The organism is Rhodococcus sp. NPDC056743, from assembly GCF_042790355.1.
Classification (GTDB): Bacteria; Actinomycetota; Actinomycetes; order Mycobacteriales; family Mycobacteriaceae; genus Rhodococcus_F.
The window spans coordinates 417272-432781 of sequence record NZ_JBHTZI010000005.1 but is presented as its reverse complement, the minus strand read 5'-3'; the positions used below and the strand labels follow the sequence as shown (position 1 = coordinate 432781).

The window sequence follows — 15510 nt, the reverse complement described above, 5'->3', positions numbered from 1 at the left end:
GACAGTCCACCCGGCCCGAAGTCCGTCACGGGAACGCTGACCGTTGCTCCGTCGACGGTACCTCCGGCATCGCGCCGCAACGACAGTGAACGCCGCCGCGGGCTCCCATCGTTGTTTACCGCGCCAGACGCGCTTCGAAGGCCGCCACCAACAGAGTCAATCCGTACTCGAACTCACGTTTGTGATCGATATCGGCAAGATACTGTGCCGCAGCACGGACATTCGGCAATCCGCCGTTTGCCAGAGCCTCACTACGCGCGGCCGCGGTCGAGCCACTTCGCGAAGCGAGTGTCATAGCCGAATCAACCTCACGCAGAAGCGTTCCGGTCATGAATGCCAGCATCGTACGAACTGCGTGGACAGCATCCTCGGGTGATGCGCCCGCGTTCATCAGCACCGACAACGCGGCATCGAGTGGCTCGAGCGTGGACAACGCTTCGATTGGTCTGGCAAGAATCAAACTCGCCGCTCGTGGGTGGTTCGACAGCACAGCATGACGAAACTCCCTTGCGATAGCAAGGATGTCATCCCCAAGCACACCCGTCGGCACCGGAACGACCATTCGCGCCAGAACACGCTCGACAACTGCGTCGAGCAGCGCCTCCTTGCCCGGGACATGGTTGTACAGACTCTTGGGATCAACACCGAGCTCGCGCGCAACCGTCCGCATGCTCACCGCTTCCGGACCACCGTCGTCGATTACTGACATCGCGGCATCGACGATGACGGAACGCGACAACCTCTCCCGCCCCGCAGGTGGCCTTCCACGCCGAATCGGCGAAACCGTCGCATCGCTCATAGTCGCCAGTATTGCACCTCTTGACATTTATACCCACGTCGTGGATAAAGGTGTGACGCACGATACCCACACTGTGGGTTTCACGATGCACGGCGGAGGCGACATGACGATCCAAGGCATAACAGCAACGGCGACCGACATCGGACGAAGAATCGATGTGCTGGAGTTCGACGGACCTGGCGATCCAGGATCAAACCTCGAACTGGCGCGCGTCCGGGGCGCCGACTTCCGAAAAGAGTTCGCTGCAACGGGAACGCCGACGCAGGTCGACACATGTGACCTTGTCTCACTCCCCTACCCGACACGATTCGGGTTGTTTCGCGCATCACGCGCCGTCGCCCCTCTTCTCTCGATCACCAACCGCATGTTGGTAATTCGCTGGAATGACAGCGACGGCCGGCCGCGAGTTCTGCTCTTCGAACCCAGCGATGTCGAACTCGGACGCAACACCGCGTACTTCGCGGAACTTACCCGCCGCACGCCCACCATGATCGGCAACCGCATGGTGACCGAGCATGGGCGCGTCGTCGATCACCTCGCCCGCCTCGGTATCGATCCGAGCGAGGTCGATTACCTCGTATTCGATCACTTGCACACACAAGACCTGCGCCGATGGGTCGGAACTTCCACCTTCCAAACAGATCTGGGCTGCCGCCCACCGGCGATGTTCCCCAACGCGAAAGTCATCGTGCAACGGGACGAGCTTCTGGCGATGTCCAATCTGCACCCGCTCCAGAAGCCGTGGTACCAAGCCGAGTCCTACACGGATCTGAATCCGAACGTATTCGCGCCGATCGACGGCTCAGTCCTGATCGGCCCGGGTGTCGCGTTGATCAAGACCCCTGGCCACGTCTTCGGGAATCAATCGCTGGTACTCAACACATCCACCGGCATCTGGGCCAGCAGCGAGAACGTCATCGCCGCCGAATGTCTGACCCCCGAACATTCGACGATGCCGGGGATCGCGCGATGGTCCACGCGCTGGCAACAAGAAGTCGTGCTCAACGCGAACACCATCGAAACGACTGCCCATCAGTACAACTCGGTCATCCTCGAGAAGGCGATCGTCGATCGCAGCCAGAAAGATTCACGCTTTCTTCAGTTCTTCCCCTCGAGCGAACTCACCCCGACGTGGACCGCTCCGGGAACGAAGCCGACCTTCTCGCACCAATCCATTACGCATCGCGCCTGAAACAGGAGATCTCATGTCACGCTTCACGCTCCCTCCCGAAGACGTACTCCGCGCACGAGAAAAATTGGTGCTGGACCACTTCCACGACGAGGTCCGCCAAGACTGGGACGACGTCCTCGAGACGTTCCCTCACCCCCACTACGAACTGATCGCCGGCATGATCGTGCATGACGGTGACGCCGAAGTGCGCGGCTACTACAACGACACGCGCGTGGCATTCCCCGACCAGGATCACGAAATCATTGCCTTCCGCCACAGCGTTGACGCCGTAATCGTCGAATTCTGGCTTTTGGGAACACAATTGGGCCCATATGGAAAGATCCCACCCACGGGAGGCAAACACCGTACCCGCATGAATGCCTACTTCATCTTCGACGAGGACGAAAACCTCGTGATCGAACGAATCTACTTCGACCGGCTCACCGTGTTGTCACAACTCCTCGGCACGTTGGACAAGAAGAACCCCAAAGACCTACTGACACTGGGACGGGCAGCGGTCGGCCTGCTGTCCATGTCAGGCGACGCCCCGGATCCTCGCCTGACGAATACCACCGCCCCCGACCTGTCCCACTGACACGCTCACAACACAGGAGAACCAGACATGCGCGCACTCATCGGCGGACTCGACGACAACTGGGTTATGAAGAAGGACAGTGATACTCCGGAGATGAAACTCGGCGCCCTTCGCGTCCGAGTGATGACGGCGGCCTTGAACCGGGCCGATCTGTACATGCTCGAAGGAACATACAACCCGAACATGAAGCAGGGCGACGTCTACCCGGCAGGGATGGAGTACGCCGGCGTCGTCGAAACCTCCAGTCCACTCGCTCCGCACCTCCCCGTCGGCACCCGCGTCATGGGAGTCACCATGGGCGCCTTCGCCGACTACGCACTCTGCGACCCGCGCATGGTCCTCCCTATCCCCGAACACCTGTCGTTCGAAGATGCCGCCGCTCTACCGGTCGCGCTTGCAACCGAGAATGACGCCCTCACCCGGGCAGGATTCTCGGCAGGCAAAAGTGTTCTGGTTGTTGGCGGAACGACGGCGATCGGGCTCAGCGCGATTCAACTCGCCAAGGCTCTCGGAGCCGCCACTGTCATCGCAACCACGACACGTTCGGACAAAAAACAACTTCTGCTGGATCTGGGATCCGACGTTGCAATCGACACGGCCACCGAAGATCTCACCCAACACGTACTCGACGCTACCGAGGGCGCGGGAGTCGACATCGTTCTGGACCACGTCGGCGGCGAACTGTTCGCGCGCCTCCCCGCCGCCACCAAGGTCGGCGGATCAATCGTCAATATCGGCCGTCTGGCTGGACCTGCGACCGCCCTCGATCTCGATCAGGTCGCGCTACGACGGATCAACATCATCGGAACCACTTTCAGCGTCCGTACCCAGGACGAACTCGCCGAAGTCTGCAGTGCGCTGAACGCAGAAGTCATGCCGGCCGTGGCTGCCGGAAAAATCACCCCTCACATCGACCGTGTCTATGCGGCGGAGGACGCGCACGACGCCGCAGAACGGCTGCGCGCCAACGCCGCCCTGGGCAAGATCGTGCTGTCCTTCGCGGAAAATGGGCCAAACGACGAATCGCAGCGAGCACCGGTCGCAAACTTTTTCGGAAGCATTGCGCAGCTCGGCTACGTTGTTCGCGACATCGATGCATCCCTGGAAGGGTTTGTTGCATCAGGTATCGGACCGTGGTTCCTCCTTCGAGGTGTGCAACCGGAAAACTTCACGTACAAAGGAGTTTCGTCGGCAATGGCAATGGATGTCGCGGTCGCCAACAGCGGCGACATCCAGATCGAGGTCATCTGCCCCGTCAACGACGAGCCGTCGATGTACCGGGACTTCCTCGACGCCGGCAACGAAGGCCTCCAGCACTTTGCCTACTGGACATCGGACTTCCAGACGCTGTACGACAAAGCCGTCGCCGCAGGCTTCACCGTCGGACAAGAAGGCCAACTCGGTGGTCCGACAGGACGATTCGCCTACCTCAACACCGAACACCATCCCGGCACCTGCGTCGAGATCTCCGACCTCGGTGGAGCAAAAGCCCAACTGTTCGACTACGTCAAGCTCGCGGCAGCTCACTGGGACGGATCCAATCCCGTACAGGTCATCGACCCCAACATGCTAGCGGCACACTGATGCGAGTCCACCACATCAACTGCGGCACAATGCATCCACGACGCACACCCGACGGTCTCGTGTGTCACGTGATCGTCGTGGAGACCGATAACGGCCTTGTTCTCGTCGATTCCGGCTTCGGACTGCAAGATGCCGTCGACCCGAAGAACCGCTTCGGACCCGCGCGGTTCTACGTCCGCCCCATCTTCGATCCCGAAGAGACAGCTCTCCGGCAGCTACCCCGCCTCGGCCTCGATCCCGCTGACGTCCGACACATTGTGTTGACTCACTTCGACGCAGACCACGTCGGAGGACTATCGGACTTCCCCGATGCTCACGTGCACCTCACCACCGCCGAAGCGACCGCGGCGCTGCACCCACTCACAGCCACCGAGAAACGACGATACCTCCCTGCCTTACGGGCGCACCATCCACGACTGACCGAGCACTCGTCGCTGCGAACCGACACGTGGAAAGGCTTCGCCGGTGCGACCGAACTGACCGACATCTCACCCGGCATCGTCCTCGTCAACCTGCCCGGACACAGTCGCGGGCACGCCGGCGTCGCCGTGGATGCAGGCGACCGTTGGATACTGCACGCCGGCGATTCCTTCTACCATCACGGCCAAGTCGACGGCACAGTCACGCCGCCCTTGGCCTTACGGATGATGGAACGCATCATTGCCCAAGATTGGGAACGAGTACAGGCCAATCACCAACGCCTCGAGGAGATATGGACGGCAAACGACCCCAACCTGGTCCTGGTCAACGCCCACGACCCCACACTCCTGAAGACTGCCCAATTACGCAACGGTCACTAGTCGACGGGAGTCCAGGAACGGAGTGAAGATATCAGTAGTTGGCCAATCGCGTGAGCACAGCCGCTGCTGGTTCCAGAGTGGCGTGGCGGTAGCCGGTGCCGGCCCACAGGTGCATTCGCTCCGGATCACTCTGGGCCACCGCGGCTTTACGCATCTGGTTGGTCAGGTGATGGATGGCCGGATATCCGATCGGCGCCTGTGCGTCGTAGCGGTCGATGAACTCGTTCCGGAGAGCACGAGCGGGACGACCCGTGAAAGCGCGTGTGACTACGGTGTTTCCGCGAGAAGTGTCGGCCAGAGCTGCCTTGTGAGCAGCCGAAGCGCCGCTCTCCTCGGTACGCAGCAGCACAGTACCGACTACCGCAGCCTCTGCTCCGGCGCGTAATGCCGCTGCGACGTCGGCGGAGGTCGCCAATCCACCAGCCGCCAACAACGGAACAGCCGTGCGATGGCGGATCTGTGCGATCAAGTCAGCGATCGGTACGTCAGCCGGAATCTGCTGGGGCGTCAGCGTTCCGGAGTGGCCACCGGCGGCAGACGCTTGGACAACAAGGAGATCAGCACCTGCGTCGACGGCAAGGTCGGCCTCGTCCGCAGAGGTTACTGACAGTACGACAAGCGAACCGGCAGCATGCAGCGCCTTGATCACTCCGGGCCCAGGAATGCCGAAGGTGAAGCTGACCACCGGAACCGGGTTGGCCAGGAGCAGATCGATCTTGTCCTCGAAATAGTCGTCGTCCTCGACCGGTTCGCCCTCGGCAAGTGTGACGCCGTAGCGATCCGCTTCGACCTGGATCGCCCTGGCATAGGTCCGGAAGGCGTCGGCGTCGGCAGGTACCGGGTTGGGGGCAAAGACATTGACGCCGAACGGCACTCCCTCAGCGCGCACCGTATCTATCTGGTCGGCCAAAGCCTGTGGCGTCTTGTACCCGGCGGCGAGGAAGCCGAGACCGCCGGCATGAGAGGCGGCCACGACGAGAGCCGGTGTTGACGCACCGCCTGCCATGGGGGCCGCGATGACAGGCACCTTCAGATTGAGATCGTGTGTGAGTGCACTCATTCGAACATCTCCAGTCCTACGACGGATAGTGCTCCGGCGGTTTCATCATCTGACATCAAAAACTACCCCCCTCATTCGACGTAGCCATCCGATGGCCCGGATCGAGATCGGAACGGCAATGCTACGGCGGCGACTGCCACAGCCAGGACGATGGCACTGCTGAGCAGCAGAGCATCGCAGTACCCGTCTCGTAGCAACGGAGTGACAACAAGTGGGCCGAAAATCTGACCGCCACGATCGCTTTGCTCCTGACTGATAGGCGCAACCTCCCGCCGTACGCATCTGGGCACGTAGCATCTGGGTTTGTGGAGCTGCGTCCACTGAGGTACTTCGCGGCCGTCGACGCCTTCACCCGGGACGTCACCGATCTCGGAATCCATGAAGACGGAATGTGGTTACCCAAGAACGACCCTTTCTGGAGGCATTGATGACACGACGCGTGATTCGCGTTTTCTGGGGACGACGGCCGGAGTCTGTCGAGATGGTGGCGACCCGGTGGCGCCAGACCTTGGAACAAGTCGAGTACCTGTTGCCTGAGGCGGTCAGTGGGCCGTGGCGACAGATCCACTCATCAGGACCGGACACTGCCGTGACCGTCGACCAATTGGTGCGCCTGCTCGAGATCGCGCAGGCAGCCGAAGACTGGTCCGATCGTGTGGGCATCGGACTGAGGCTCGCATCCGGCGGTGCTTCCGAATGGGGACTTGAACTCTCCGGGTTGGCCGGTGGCGAACCTGAAATTGTCCTTCAGTCGATGGTTCTTGCCGTCACCTCACCCGACATCGCCGAAGTTCCTGAGGGCGAACTACTTCGGATGCTTGCCACTGTGTGGGCGCCGGACTTCGGAGACGTCACCGACGACAACATCCTCGATGCTCTCGAAGACGAGGCGGGATATCTCATAAGTGATCCCGTTGTCGGCAGAGTCGGCTACCTCTCTGCCGCCCGCGCTGACGCGCTCCCCGTCGCCTTGGGAGTAGAAACTGCCGAAGTGCCGGGTGGGGGCGTGCTGTTACGGATCGGGGCGGCTGATGATATCCGTCCGGTCGTCAGAGTGTACGAGCGCCTCCGTAACGCTGGCGTGCTCGAGCCTCTTCCGCGTCCGCTGGATCGGGCAGTCTTCTGATGCCGTCTCGCGTCGACGTTTAACCGCCGATCTCAGGTGCGGTCTTTCCGCTCCGCCGCCGGGCAGTGATTGCGCCGTGGGGCCGGTAACCGCTCCCGGTTCGAGTATGTGTCTCGATCACTTCGAAGCCCGCTGTGACCAGTACCTGGCTGAGTTCGGCCACCGGCCAGCGATAGCCAGTTGTCGCAGCGTGATCAAAAGGCTCTACGGTTGTGCCGTTGAAGAAGCCAACGAGTAATCCACCACCGGGACGAATCACGCGGGCGAATTCCGCGAGCGGTGCCTCGATATCTTGCGGATTGTGGTGGATGAGCGAGTACCAGGACAGCACGCCACCCATTGATTCTGTCGCGGCGTCCAATGCTTCGAAGGCCCCGAGTCCGAAGGAAAGATTTGGGTACTGCACGCGGGCTCGTTCAACGAATTGAGGAACCAGATCGATCCCGCTCACAGCCAGTCCGCGCTGGGCCAAGAAGTCTGTCCACTGCCCCGGCCCGCACCCAGCGTCGAGCACGGCACCTGTCAGGGTGGCTGCCCAGCTGGCCACCAGTGCCTGATCGGATGGGTGCGTCGAATCTATGGAGCCGAAGAGATCCAGGTACTCCTGAGATCTGGCCGAGTACGACTCTCGGACGACGTCGCGGCGCATTTCTCTCGAATTCTCCACGTCGCCAATGATCGTCGATGTGTACCGATCTTCAACGGCAACGCGCCGACGCGAACGAACCCTTCTGCAGCCCTTCGGATCATGCTTCTCGTGTCTACTTGGCTTCTCCGTTCGCACCGTCATTGCGAGCTTCGATGGCCTCGATGGACTTCGTGAACTGCTTTCCCAGCACGCGGCTGCCGAAGAGCCCGAGTACCGATGCAAGAAGCCGTCCCTTGAGGTTCTTGCCATCGCGGACCACGACGGCATCTACGTCGGTGATCCCCGTGGGCTGCTGCGTGAGCGTGTAGGTGTGGCCTGAGGAACCGCCCCACAAGTTGGAGTCGGTGGTCGTCATCACGACGCGATGTGGGTCGGTCCAGTCGTAGTGCAGGCGTTCCCAGATGCCGCTAGAGCCCTCCGTGACATCAGCGTCATGTGGGCCTTCGTGGTGCACTTTGAGGTAGCTGTCTGCGCTGCGGCCGAAGATTTCCTCGCGACCCGGGCCGAAGTCGGTCAGGCCGGCAAGAACCTGCTCGGGCGTCGCGGTGGTCGTCTCGTGAAGATGGATCGTGGTCATGGCGCCTTCCTTGAACACTTGGAAAATCCGCTCCGGTTCCAAACTGAGTGGTACTCATCCAGCACACCACTCCGGCGAACGTAGGGAAAGAGGGCAGCTAACCAGAGGTACAGCAGCTCGATCACCGATCTCACTGGAGACAGCGATGCGAGATCTGCAGACACCACCCGGCAAAAGCGTCACATGTACTCCAAATGCAGTAGCCGAAGTTGATCCATCTGGACGATTCGCGCTTCGGATACGCGCGGCATCATCGGTAAAGCAACCAATCCACCCGAGGAGTGACCGATGGCCGCCGAGATACCCGAAGCCCCGATCCCCGACACACCCAACGCCCGCCGCTACGAAGGCAAGGTTGTCTTCATCACCGGAGCAGCCCGCGGACAAGGCCGCGCCGAAGCAGTCCGCTTCGCCGCTGAAGGCGCAGACATCATCGCCCTCGACATCTGTTCAGACTTACCCACCACCGAATACGCCGGCCCCACACCAGAAGACCTCGAGGAAACAGCGCGGCTGGTCAAGCAGCACGGCCGACGGATCATCACAAGCATCACCGACATCACCGATTTCGACGCCCTCAAAGCCGCGGTCGAACACGGAGTCGGCGAACTGGGCAGACTCGATGTGGTCGTCGCCAATGCCGGCATGACCACCGCCTCGCTGTCCTGGGAAATCGACCTCGATCACTGGCACGCGACCATCGACAACAACTTGCACGGTGCCTTCTACACCGCCAAAGCGACGGTGCCAATCTTGATCGAACAGGCGACCGGCGGCGCAATCGTCTTCACCAGTTCGGTCGCAGGGCTGAAAGGCCTTCCGTTTCTCGGTGACTACGCAGCGGCCAAGCACGGGGTAACAGGCCTGGCGAAGACGATGGCCAACGAACTGGCAAAATACCGAATTCGTGTCAACACCGTTCATCCCCACGGCGTCGCTACCGGTCTCACGGTCCCTGAACTGCATCAAAAGATGGAGACACGCCCGGACCTCGGATTGCTGTTCATGGGAAGCCTCCCCGACCAGGTCAGCCAGTCCGAAGACATCGCAGCAGCCGTTGCCTGGATCGCGTCCAACGAAGCCCGTCACGTCACCGGCATCCAACTGCCCGTAGACCTCGGACGCACCAACCGCTGACATTCGACGTACCACCGACGATGTTGTGGTCCTCGGCATCACTAACCGGGGGAGAATGGCGACTATGTCCTTGCTCGATTTCGAACACCTCATCCGGCGTCCGTGGTTCCGGCAGGCCTCAACTCTGGACCGGATAGCGCTGGTCGTCTCGATACTTGCCGTATGCACCGAGGCCACTCGGATGGTCATCGAGGACGCACCGCTCGGTGGGTACGTCGCGATCGCGGTCACCGCCCTAGGTGTCGCGATATCGAGGCGCCACTCATGGGCCGGTTTGATTGTTGTGCTGGCAGGTTCGGTAATCGATGCGGTCTTCTGGGATCCCCTGGTGCCGTGGACTGTTGCGGTCTTCACCGTCTTTTCCCTGACACTGCGTGGGACGTCCGGACTGGGCACCGGATTGGCCGCAGGTTCAGTCGCCTACGCAGCCTCCGCGTACGCGAACTCGGCCGGATTCTTCGACGCAGCCGCTATTGCAGGATTCGCTTCCGCGATAGCAGCGGCTGCAGCGGGCAACGCAGTGCGAAACCGCGACCGGTACTGGAAGGCACTCGAAGAACGCGCACTGGACACGATTGCCGCGCGCGAGAGTGAAACGAATCGTCGTGTCGCAGAAGAACGTGTGCGGATCGCTCGCGATCTCCACGACATGGTCGGACATGAAATCGCCGTAGTGAACATGAATCTTGGTGTGGCTGAAGTAAATCTGCCTCCTGATTCGCAGCGATCCCGGGACGCACTCGACGCGGCCCGCGCCGGCGTCACAGCGGTACTTCGTGAGACTCAGAGCATTCTCCAAGTTCTGCGCGGCGGTTCGAGCGCTGTCGAAGATCACACTCAACCCGTACCGGGAGTGGATCAGATCTCCGGGCTGATCGACTCCTACCGACGGATCGGTTTGAAGGTCAATGCCGAAATCGACACAGTCGTAGATAAATTGGATCCAACTGTCGACACGGCAATCTATCGAATTGTGCAGGAAGCGCTGACCAACGCGCATCGACACGGCAACGGTGACGTCGATCTGACGATCAAATCCGCAGTAGGTTTCATCGTCGCCGCGGTAACCAATCGACGTAGCAGTACCGGATCGAGAAATCTGCCGGGCGAAGGCTACGGTTTGGTGGGGATGCGTGAGCGTGCGACATCTGCTGGTGGGGTGCTCGATATCGGAGGCGACGAAACGATGTTCACAGTGACGGCGACTGTACCCATCCACGGCAGGTCGATCCGGTGATCCGGGTGATGATCGTCGACGACCAGGAAATGATTCGCCAAGGACTACGTGCCATCCTCGCCGCGAATGACCGTATCGAAGTCGTCGCCGACGTCGGCGACGGGTACCAGGCAGTCGAGGTGGCGAAGACCGACCAGATCGACGTCATTCTGATGGATATTCGTATGCCGGGCATCGACGGGGTGGAAACAATCCGTCGCATACGCGAATTCGCACCGACAGAGACGGTGAAGATTGTGGTGCTGACAACGTTCGATCACGATGCAACAGTGCTGACAGCACTGCAAGCCGGCGCTAACGGGTTCCTGAGCAAATCTGTCAGTCCTACGGAGTTGGCTGCGGGTATCGAAGCAGTTTCCAGTGGTGGTGGCGCGCTGTCGGGTTCAGCTGCAGCGTCGGTCATCAGCCATGTCTCCGAACAACCCGTGCGAGCCGTGGACACGGCCCTGGCTGCTCGGTTCGCTGCGCTTACTCCTCGTGAGCGTGAGGTGGTAATCGCTGCAGCTGAAGGCAAGAGCAATACCGAAATTGCCACCGTCATGTTCGTGTCTCCGTTCACCGTGAAGACTCATGCCAATCGCGCGATGGCCAAGGTGGGTGCTCGGGATCGGGCGCAGTTGATCGCGTTTGCATATCAGGCCGGGTTGCTCGCCTGATCGGACACCGTGTTGCGTCAGTTCTACTACATTTGCAGTAGTTTTTTCGGTCCCGATGTACGACGACTTTGGGACCTTCCGTAGGGAAACTGAAACAGTCCACTTCGCGCGTATTGCTGTGCGCGAGATGTTTTCACTTTCCTGTAGGAGAATTATGCCACTCGCATTAGCGTGGATCGGGCGATTCAGCGCCCGCCACCGACTCGTTGTTGTCCTCGCCTGGCTTGTCGCGTTGTTTGCGTTGACCGGAGTGTTGGTCTCGGGCGCGTCCTCGGACGAGAGTGCGTCTGCCTCGATTCCGGATACCCGAGCATCGCAGGCGATGGCTGTGATGAACGAGCAGTTTCCGTCGGATCAGCCCGAAAGATCGCCGGGCAGTTTACAGTTGGTGCTGCAGACAGCTGACGGCGCGAGCGCAACGGATCCCGGTGTCAGGAGTCAGATCGACGATGTACTCGGCGCCGCTGCGGCGGTCGCGGATGTCGCCTCGGTCAGCGATCCTTTCGAATCGTCGAATCCCTTTGTTTCAGTGGACAAGACAACCGTCGTCTCGACTCTGACATTCGCTGAGATGGACGAAGATCAGCAGCATGCCGCCTACGACGCTGTCGTAGCAGTCGTGGAAAGCGCTCCAGGCACGTTAGAGGCAGAAGTCGGTGGGCAACTCTTCGAACCGGCGACCTCAGTGGGCGGCATCGGTGAGATTGCGGGCATCCTCGTCGCCTTCGTCGTCCTGTTCCTTACCTTCGGTTCACTTCTCGCCGCAGGCGCGAACATGCTCGTCGCACTGAGCGGTGTCGCGGTCGGCACCGTGGGAGTCCTCGCTTACGGCACGATCAGTCCGATCGAACCGACCACCATCACTTTGGGCACCATGCTCGGCTTGGCTGTCGGTATCGACTACAGCCTCTTCATCCTCACCAGGTTCCGGGCCGAACTACGCGCGGGGCACACGATCGAGAGTGCAGTGGCGCGCGCAGTCGGCACAGCCGGAACGGCAGTCGTGTTCGCCGGCCTGACCGTGATCATCGCATTGGCGGGATTGAGTGTGGTCGGAATCAGCTTCATCACCGACATGGGCATGGGCGGCGCGTTCGGAGTTCTTGTCGCAGTATTGATGTCACTGACCTTGTTGCCGGTGTTGATGCGCTCCTTGGGTTTGCGGGCGTTGCCACGCAAAGAACGTCACATCGGCGCAGGCGTGCCTGCAGTCGGATCACACGCTGATGGTGAAAAGCGCGGCAGTGGCGCATTCTTCGCAGCCTGGGTCGGATTCCTGGTGCGGCGACCGGTGATCTCGATCGTCGCAGGCATCGGCGTCCTTCTGGTCGTGGCTATTCCGATGCTCGGGATGAAAACCGCGCAGAACGTTCCCGGCGGTCTTGATCCTTCGTCTACGCAGCGCCGTGCCTACGATCTGATCGTCGAAGAGTTCGGCGGCATACAGAGTCCGTTGATGGTGATCGCCGAGGGCGAGAGTGCCGCAACGAATACCGCTGCGGTGCAATCACAACTCGCCGAACTCGCCGGCGTGCAGAGCGTCGACCCGGGTGTGATCAGCGCAGACGGGACGACGGCATTGTTCCGACTTGTACCAACGGGTGGACCTATCGATGAGAGCACCGAGAACCTGGTCGACGAAATTCGGGACCGAGCCGACATTGCACCTGGTGTTCATCTCGAAGTGACTGGCGAGACCGCAATCGGCATCGACATGGACGCGGCACTGCATCAAGCGTTGATCAAATATGTAGTCGTTATCGTCCTTCTGTCCTTCGTGCTACTGACCATCATGTTCCGATCCTTGGTCGTACCGTTGATTGCCACACTCGGATACCTGCTCTCGGTCGGCGCCGCATTCGGTGGCAGTGTTGCGGTGTTCCAGTGGGGCTGGTTGGACGCGATCATTCCTGCACCGCAGGGTGATCCGATGCTCAGCGTCCTTCCGATCATTCTCGTCGGCGTGCTGTTCGGTTTGGCGATGGACTACCAGGTGTTCCTGGTCTCCCGCATCCAGGAAATGCATAGTAGAGGGCTCTCGCCCAAGGATGCGGTGGTATCCGGCTTCAAAACTTCTGGACCCGTTCTGGTGGCGGCAGCGGCGATCATGGTGTTCGTGTTCGCCGGTTTTGCAACCAGCACGATGGCGGTCGCGGCATCGATCGCATTCGGGTTGGTGGTCGGAGTCGTCGCGGACGCATTCATCGTTCGTATGATCCTGATGCCGGCGATGCTTGCGCTGCTGGGCAAGAGCGCATGGTGGCTCCCGCGCTGGCTCGACAAGATCATTCCCGACCTCGATGTCGAAGGCCGCGCACTCGACGATCATTCCGACGCGAAATCCGAGAATAATTCGGAGCGAGAATCGGTGCTGATTCCGTGACAACGGCTGCTTGACAGTGCATTTCGCGGGGGTGGCATCGAGCCACTCTCGCGGGGATCGAACGCCAAGCCCTTCAGGAGGGAAGATGGAAGACGATTTTGTGCGAATGACAAATTTGCTCAGCGCGATTCTTCAAGTTGAAATGTCGCTGGAGGAGCTGAAGGCAGCGGCTGATCTCTACGCCAGCTACCCGACTCCGATCAGTTCCGCGCTCGTGGAGCTGACACGCGCGCAGTTGGTCCTCGTTTCGCGAGAAGTGCCTCGAGTCGTTTACTGATATTCGCCACGGGCCCTCGCCGGATCGTCAATTTTTCGCATTGCCCGGGCGAATCCGAGGGTGAAGTAGGGGGTGAAACGGAGGGTGAAAAACGATGTCCAGATTCAAAATCCATTGATAAAAGCGGCATTTCGTGCATATGCTCAAACAACGCTGGACTGGCTGATTGAAGGCGGCGCGGAACTATCTATCGATAAAGGACACGACCCATGCGTAAAGCCTCGCTAGTCCTCGTTGCATGTGCCGCGCTACTGACGGCCTGTTCGTCAGCTGCCGATTCCACCGAATCGACGGCAGCATCCACCGTCGACCCCCGAGGCGGCATCCCGCCCGGCTATCCGCTTGATGCCGATGTGATGGCGCCACTTGTCATTACGACAATCGGACCGGAACCGATTCCGGTGACCGGCACCGACGGCAAGGTCCATGTCGCCTATGAACTATCGGTGCTCAATCTGTCGCCGCGGCCGGCAACGATCACCGCGCTCGACACGCTGGCAGGTGGGCCGGACGGCAAGGTCGTGGCGAGTCTGACCAAGGACGAAGTGCTCGCTCGGACATTCCCGTTGGCGAATTTCGATGCGGCGCCGGTCACCGACATCCCCGTCGGGGGCACTGTTGTATTGGTTCTAGACGGTGTCTACGACACCCGCGCCGATGTACCCGCTGAGGTGACCCACCGACTGGTCACCGCATATGGTCCTTTCATCACGCAGGATTCAGGACTCGATGCGAGGTATCCGGACACCGTGACTCAGATCGGTGGAGCTGTCACGACAGGCACGGGATCGCCCGTGAAGATCGGGCCACCGCTCGCCGGTGATGGTTGGGTAGCAGCCAACGGATGTTGCGTGATCACATCGCACCGCGGAGCAATGATGGCGGTGGGCGGACGGATCAGCGGAACCGAGCGTTACGCCGTCGACTGGATGCGTATCGATGTGAATAACCCAAAGCTGAGTTCCAGCGACGGTGACGGATCGCAGAACGAGGACTACTTCGCCTACGACGCACCGTTGTTGGCGGTAGCTGACGGCACGGTTGTGTCAGTAGTGTCCGATAAAAAGGACGAACCGCCGCACCACGTCAATCCGAATCTCACGTTCGATCAACTCGGCGGCAACTACGTGATCATCGATATCGGTGACGGCAATTACGCCTTCTATGCGCACATGATTCCGGGATCGGCATCAGTGAAGGTCGGGGACACCGTTTCGCGTGGTGAGGTGATCGGAGGCTTGGGCAACTCGGGCAATACCTCCGAGGTTCATCTGCACTTCCATATCTCTCGAGCCCCGACACCGTTGTCCAGCGACAACGTCCCTTACGAGATCGACGGTTTCACATTCGTGGGCTCGACGGCCACAGATGTCCTTGTGAAGGGACCGGATGCGGGCGGGCGAACCGATCAGCTTCCACTCAATCAGGATGTCGTCAACTTTCCCAAGTAAGGAGACCG

Annotated in this window: 16 protein-coding genes; 11 read left to right on the top strand and 5 right to left on the bottom strand. The window is 60.5% G+C overall.

The genetic code is table 11. From position 1 onward, the window contains the following. Positions 1-115 precede the first annotated feature (115 nt). The gene (locus tag ACFRFQ_RS14230; protein WP_378658470.1) at positions 116-799 is read right to left on the bottom strand and encodes a TetR/AcrR family transcriptional regulator C-terminal domain-containing protein; all 684 of its coding nucleotides are present in this window, start codon (positions 797-799) and stop codon (positions 116-118) included. A gap of 52 nt (positions 800-851) precedes the next feature. Here ACFRFQ_RS14230 and ACFRFQ_RS14225 point away from each other — a divergent pair, with 52 nt between their 5' ends. From ACFRFQ_RS14225 to ACFRFQ_RS14210, 4 genes are read left to right on the top strand one after another with little or no spacing between them, the layout of a single operon-like run. Beyond that, positions 852-1991 (top strand): hypothetical protein, encoded by a 1140-nt coding sequence (locus ACFRFQ_RS14225; RefSeq protein WP_378658467.1) that lies wholly within the window; start codon positions 852-854, stop codon positions 1989-1991. Positions 1992-2004: 13 nt separating this feature from the next. Beyond that, positions 2005-2565 (top strand): ester cyclase, encoded by a 561-nt coding sequence (locus ACFRFQ_RS14220; protein WP_138871037.1) that lies wholly within the window; start codon positions 2005-2007, stop codon positions 2563-2565. 27 nt (positions 2566-2592) lie between these two features. Then, positions 2593-4149: a zinc-binding dehydrogenase gene (locus ACFRFQ_RS14215; protein ID WP_378658463.1), complete on the top strand. Its 1557-nt coding sequence runs from the start codon at positions 2593-2595 to the stop codon at positions 4147-4149. Then, complete coding sequence (locus ACFRFQ_RS14210) at positions 4149-4949, top strand: MBL fold metallo-hydrolase (protein ID WP_378658460.1); 801 nt, start codon at positions 4149-4151, stop codon at positions 4947-4949. Before ACFRFQ_RS14215 ends, ACFRFQ_RS14210 begins: the two co-directional genes overlap by 1 nt. 31 nt (positions 4950-4980) lie before the next feature. On the opposite strand, the gene ACFRFQ_RS14205 is transcribed toward ACFRFQ_RS14210, so the two are convergent. Together ACFRFQ_RS14205 and ACFRFQ_RS14200 are read right to left on the bottom strand one after the other, a co-directional pair. Further along, positions 4981-6009, bottom strand: a complete 1029-nt coding sequence (locus ACFRFQ_RS14205; protein WP_378658457.1) for an NAD(P)H-dependent flavin oxidoreductase — start codon at positions 6007-6009, stop codon at positions 4981-4983. A gap of 71 nt (positions 6010-6080) precedes the next feature. Next, on the bottom strand, positions 6081-6389 hold the full coding sequence (locus ACFRFQ_RS14200; protein WP_378658454.1) for a hypothetical protein: 309 nt from the start codon (positions 6387-6389) through the stop codon (positions 6081-6083). Between the two features lie 47 nt (positions 6390-6436). Here ACFRFQ_RS14200 and ACFRFQ_RS14195 point away from each other — a divergent pair, with 47 nt between their 5' ends. Next, entirely contained in the window at positions 6437-7135 is a 699-nt protein-coding gene (locus ACFRFQ_RS14195; protein WP_378658451.1) for a hypothetical protein, read from the top strand. Between the two features lie 19 nt (positions 7136-7154). Here ACFRFQ_RS14195 and ACFRFQ_RS14190 read toward each other — a convergent pair whose 3' ends face one another. Together ACFRFQ_RS14190 and ACFRFQ_RS14185 are read right to left on the bottom strand one after the other, a co-directional pair. After that, positions 7155-7784, bottom strand: coding sequence for a class I SAM-dependent methyltransferase (locus tag ACFRFQ_RS14190; protein ID WP_378658586.1), 630 nt, complete (start codon positions 7782-7784; stop codon positions 7155-7157). A 112-nt stretch (positions 7785-7896) separates the two neighbouring features. Beyond that, positions 7897-8361 carry a hypothetical protein gene (locus tag ACFRFQ_RS14185; protein ID WP_378658448.1) on the bottom strand — a complete coding sequence of 155 codons (465 nt, stop codon included), beginning with the start codon at positions 8359-8361 and terminating at the stop codon, positions 7897-7899. A 288-nt stretch (positions 8362-8649) separates the two neighbouring features. Here ACFRFQ_RS14185 and ACFRFQ_RS14180 point away from each other — a divergent pair, with 288 nt between their 5' ends. The 6 genes from ACFRFQ_RS14180 to ACFRFQ_RS14155 all read left to right on the top strand — a co-directional run bounded on the left by ACFRFQ_RS14180 (position 8650) and on the right by ACFRFQ_RS14155 (position 15502). Next, the gene (locus tag ACFRFQ_RS14180; RefSeq protein ID WP_378658445.1) at positions 8650-9498 is read left to right on the top strand and encodes a mycofactocin-coupled SDR family oxidoreductase; all 849 of its coding nucleotides are present in this window, start codon (positions 8650-8652) and stop codon (positions 9496-9498) included. Between the two features lie 64 nt (positions 9499-9562). Continuing rightward, complete coding sequence (locus ACFRFQ_RS14175; protein ID WP_378658442.1) at positions 9563-10735, top strand: sensor histidine kinase; 1173 nt, start codon at positions 9563-9565, stop codon at positions 10733-10735. Continuing rightward, on the top strand, positions 10732-11391 hold the full coding sequence (locus tag ACFRFQ_RS14170; RefSeq protein ID WP_378658440.1) for a response regulator: 660 nt from the start codon (positions 10732-10734) through the stop codon (positions 11389-11391). The genes ACFRFQ_RS14175 and ACFRFQ_RS14170 overlap by 4 nt, the downstream gene beginning before the upstream one ends. Before the next feature lie 154 nt (positions 11392-11545). Beyond that, entirely contained in the window at positions 11546-13774 is a 2229-nt protein-coding gene (locus ACFRFQ_RS14165; RefSeq protein WP_378658437.1) for an MMPL family transporter, read from the top strand. Between the two features lie 85 nt (positions 13775-13859). Next, positions 13860-14051, top strand: a complete 192-nt coding sequence (locus tag ACFRFQ_RS14160; protein ID WP_378658434.1) for a hypothetical protein — start codon at positions 13860-13862, stop codon at positions 14049-14051. Positions 14052-14260: 209 nt separating this feature from the next. Beyond that, a complete protein-coding gene (locus tag ACFRFQ_RS14155; protein ID WP_378658431.1) occupies positions 14261-15502 on the top strand; it encodes a M23 family metallopeptidase in 1242 nt (413 codons plus the stop codon). Positions 15503-15510: the final 8 nt, after the last annotated feature.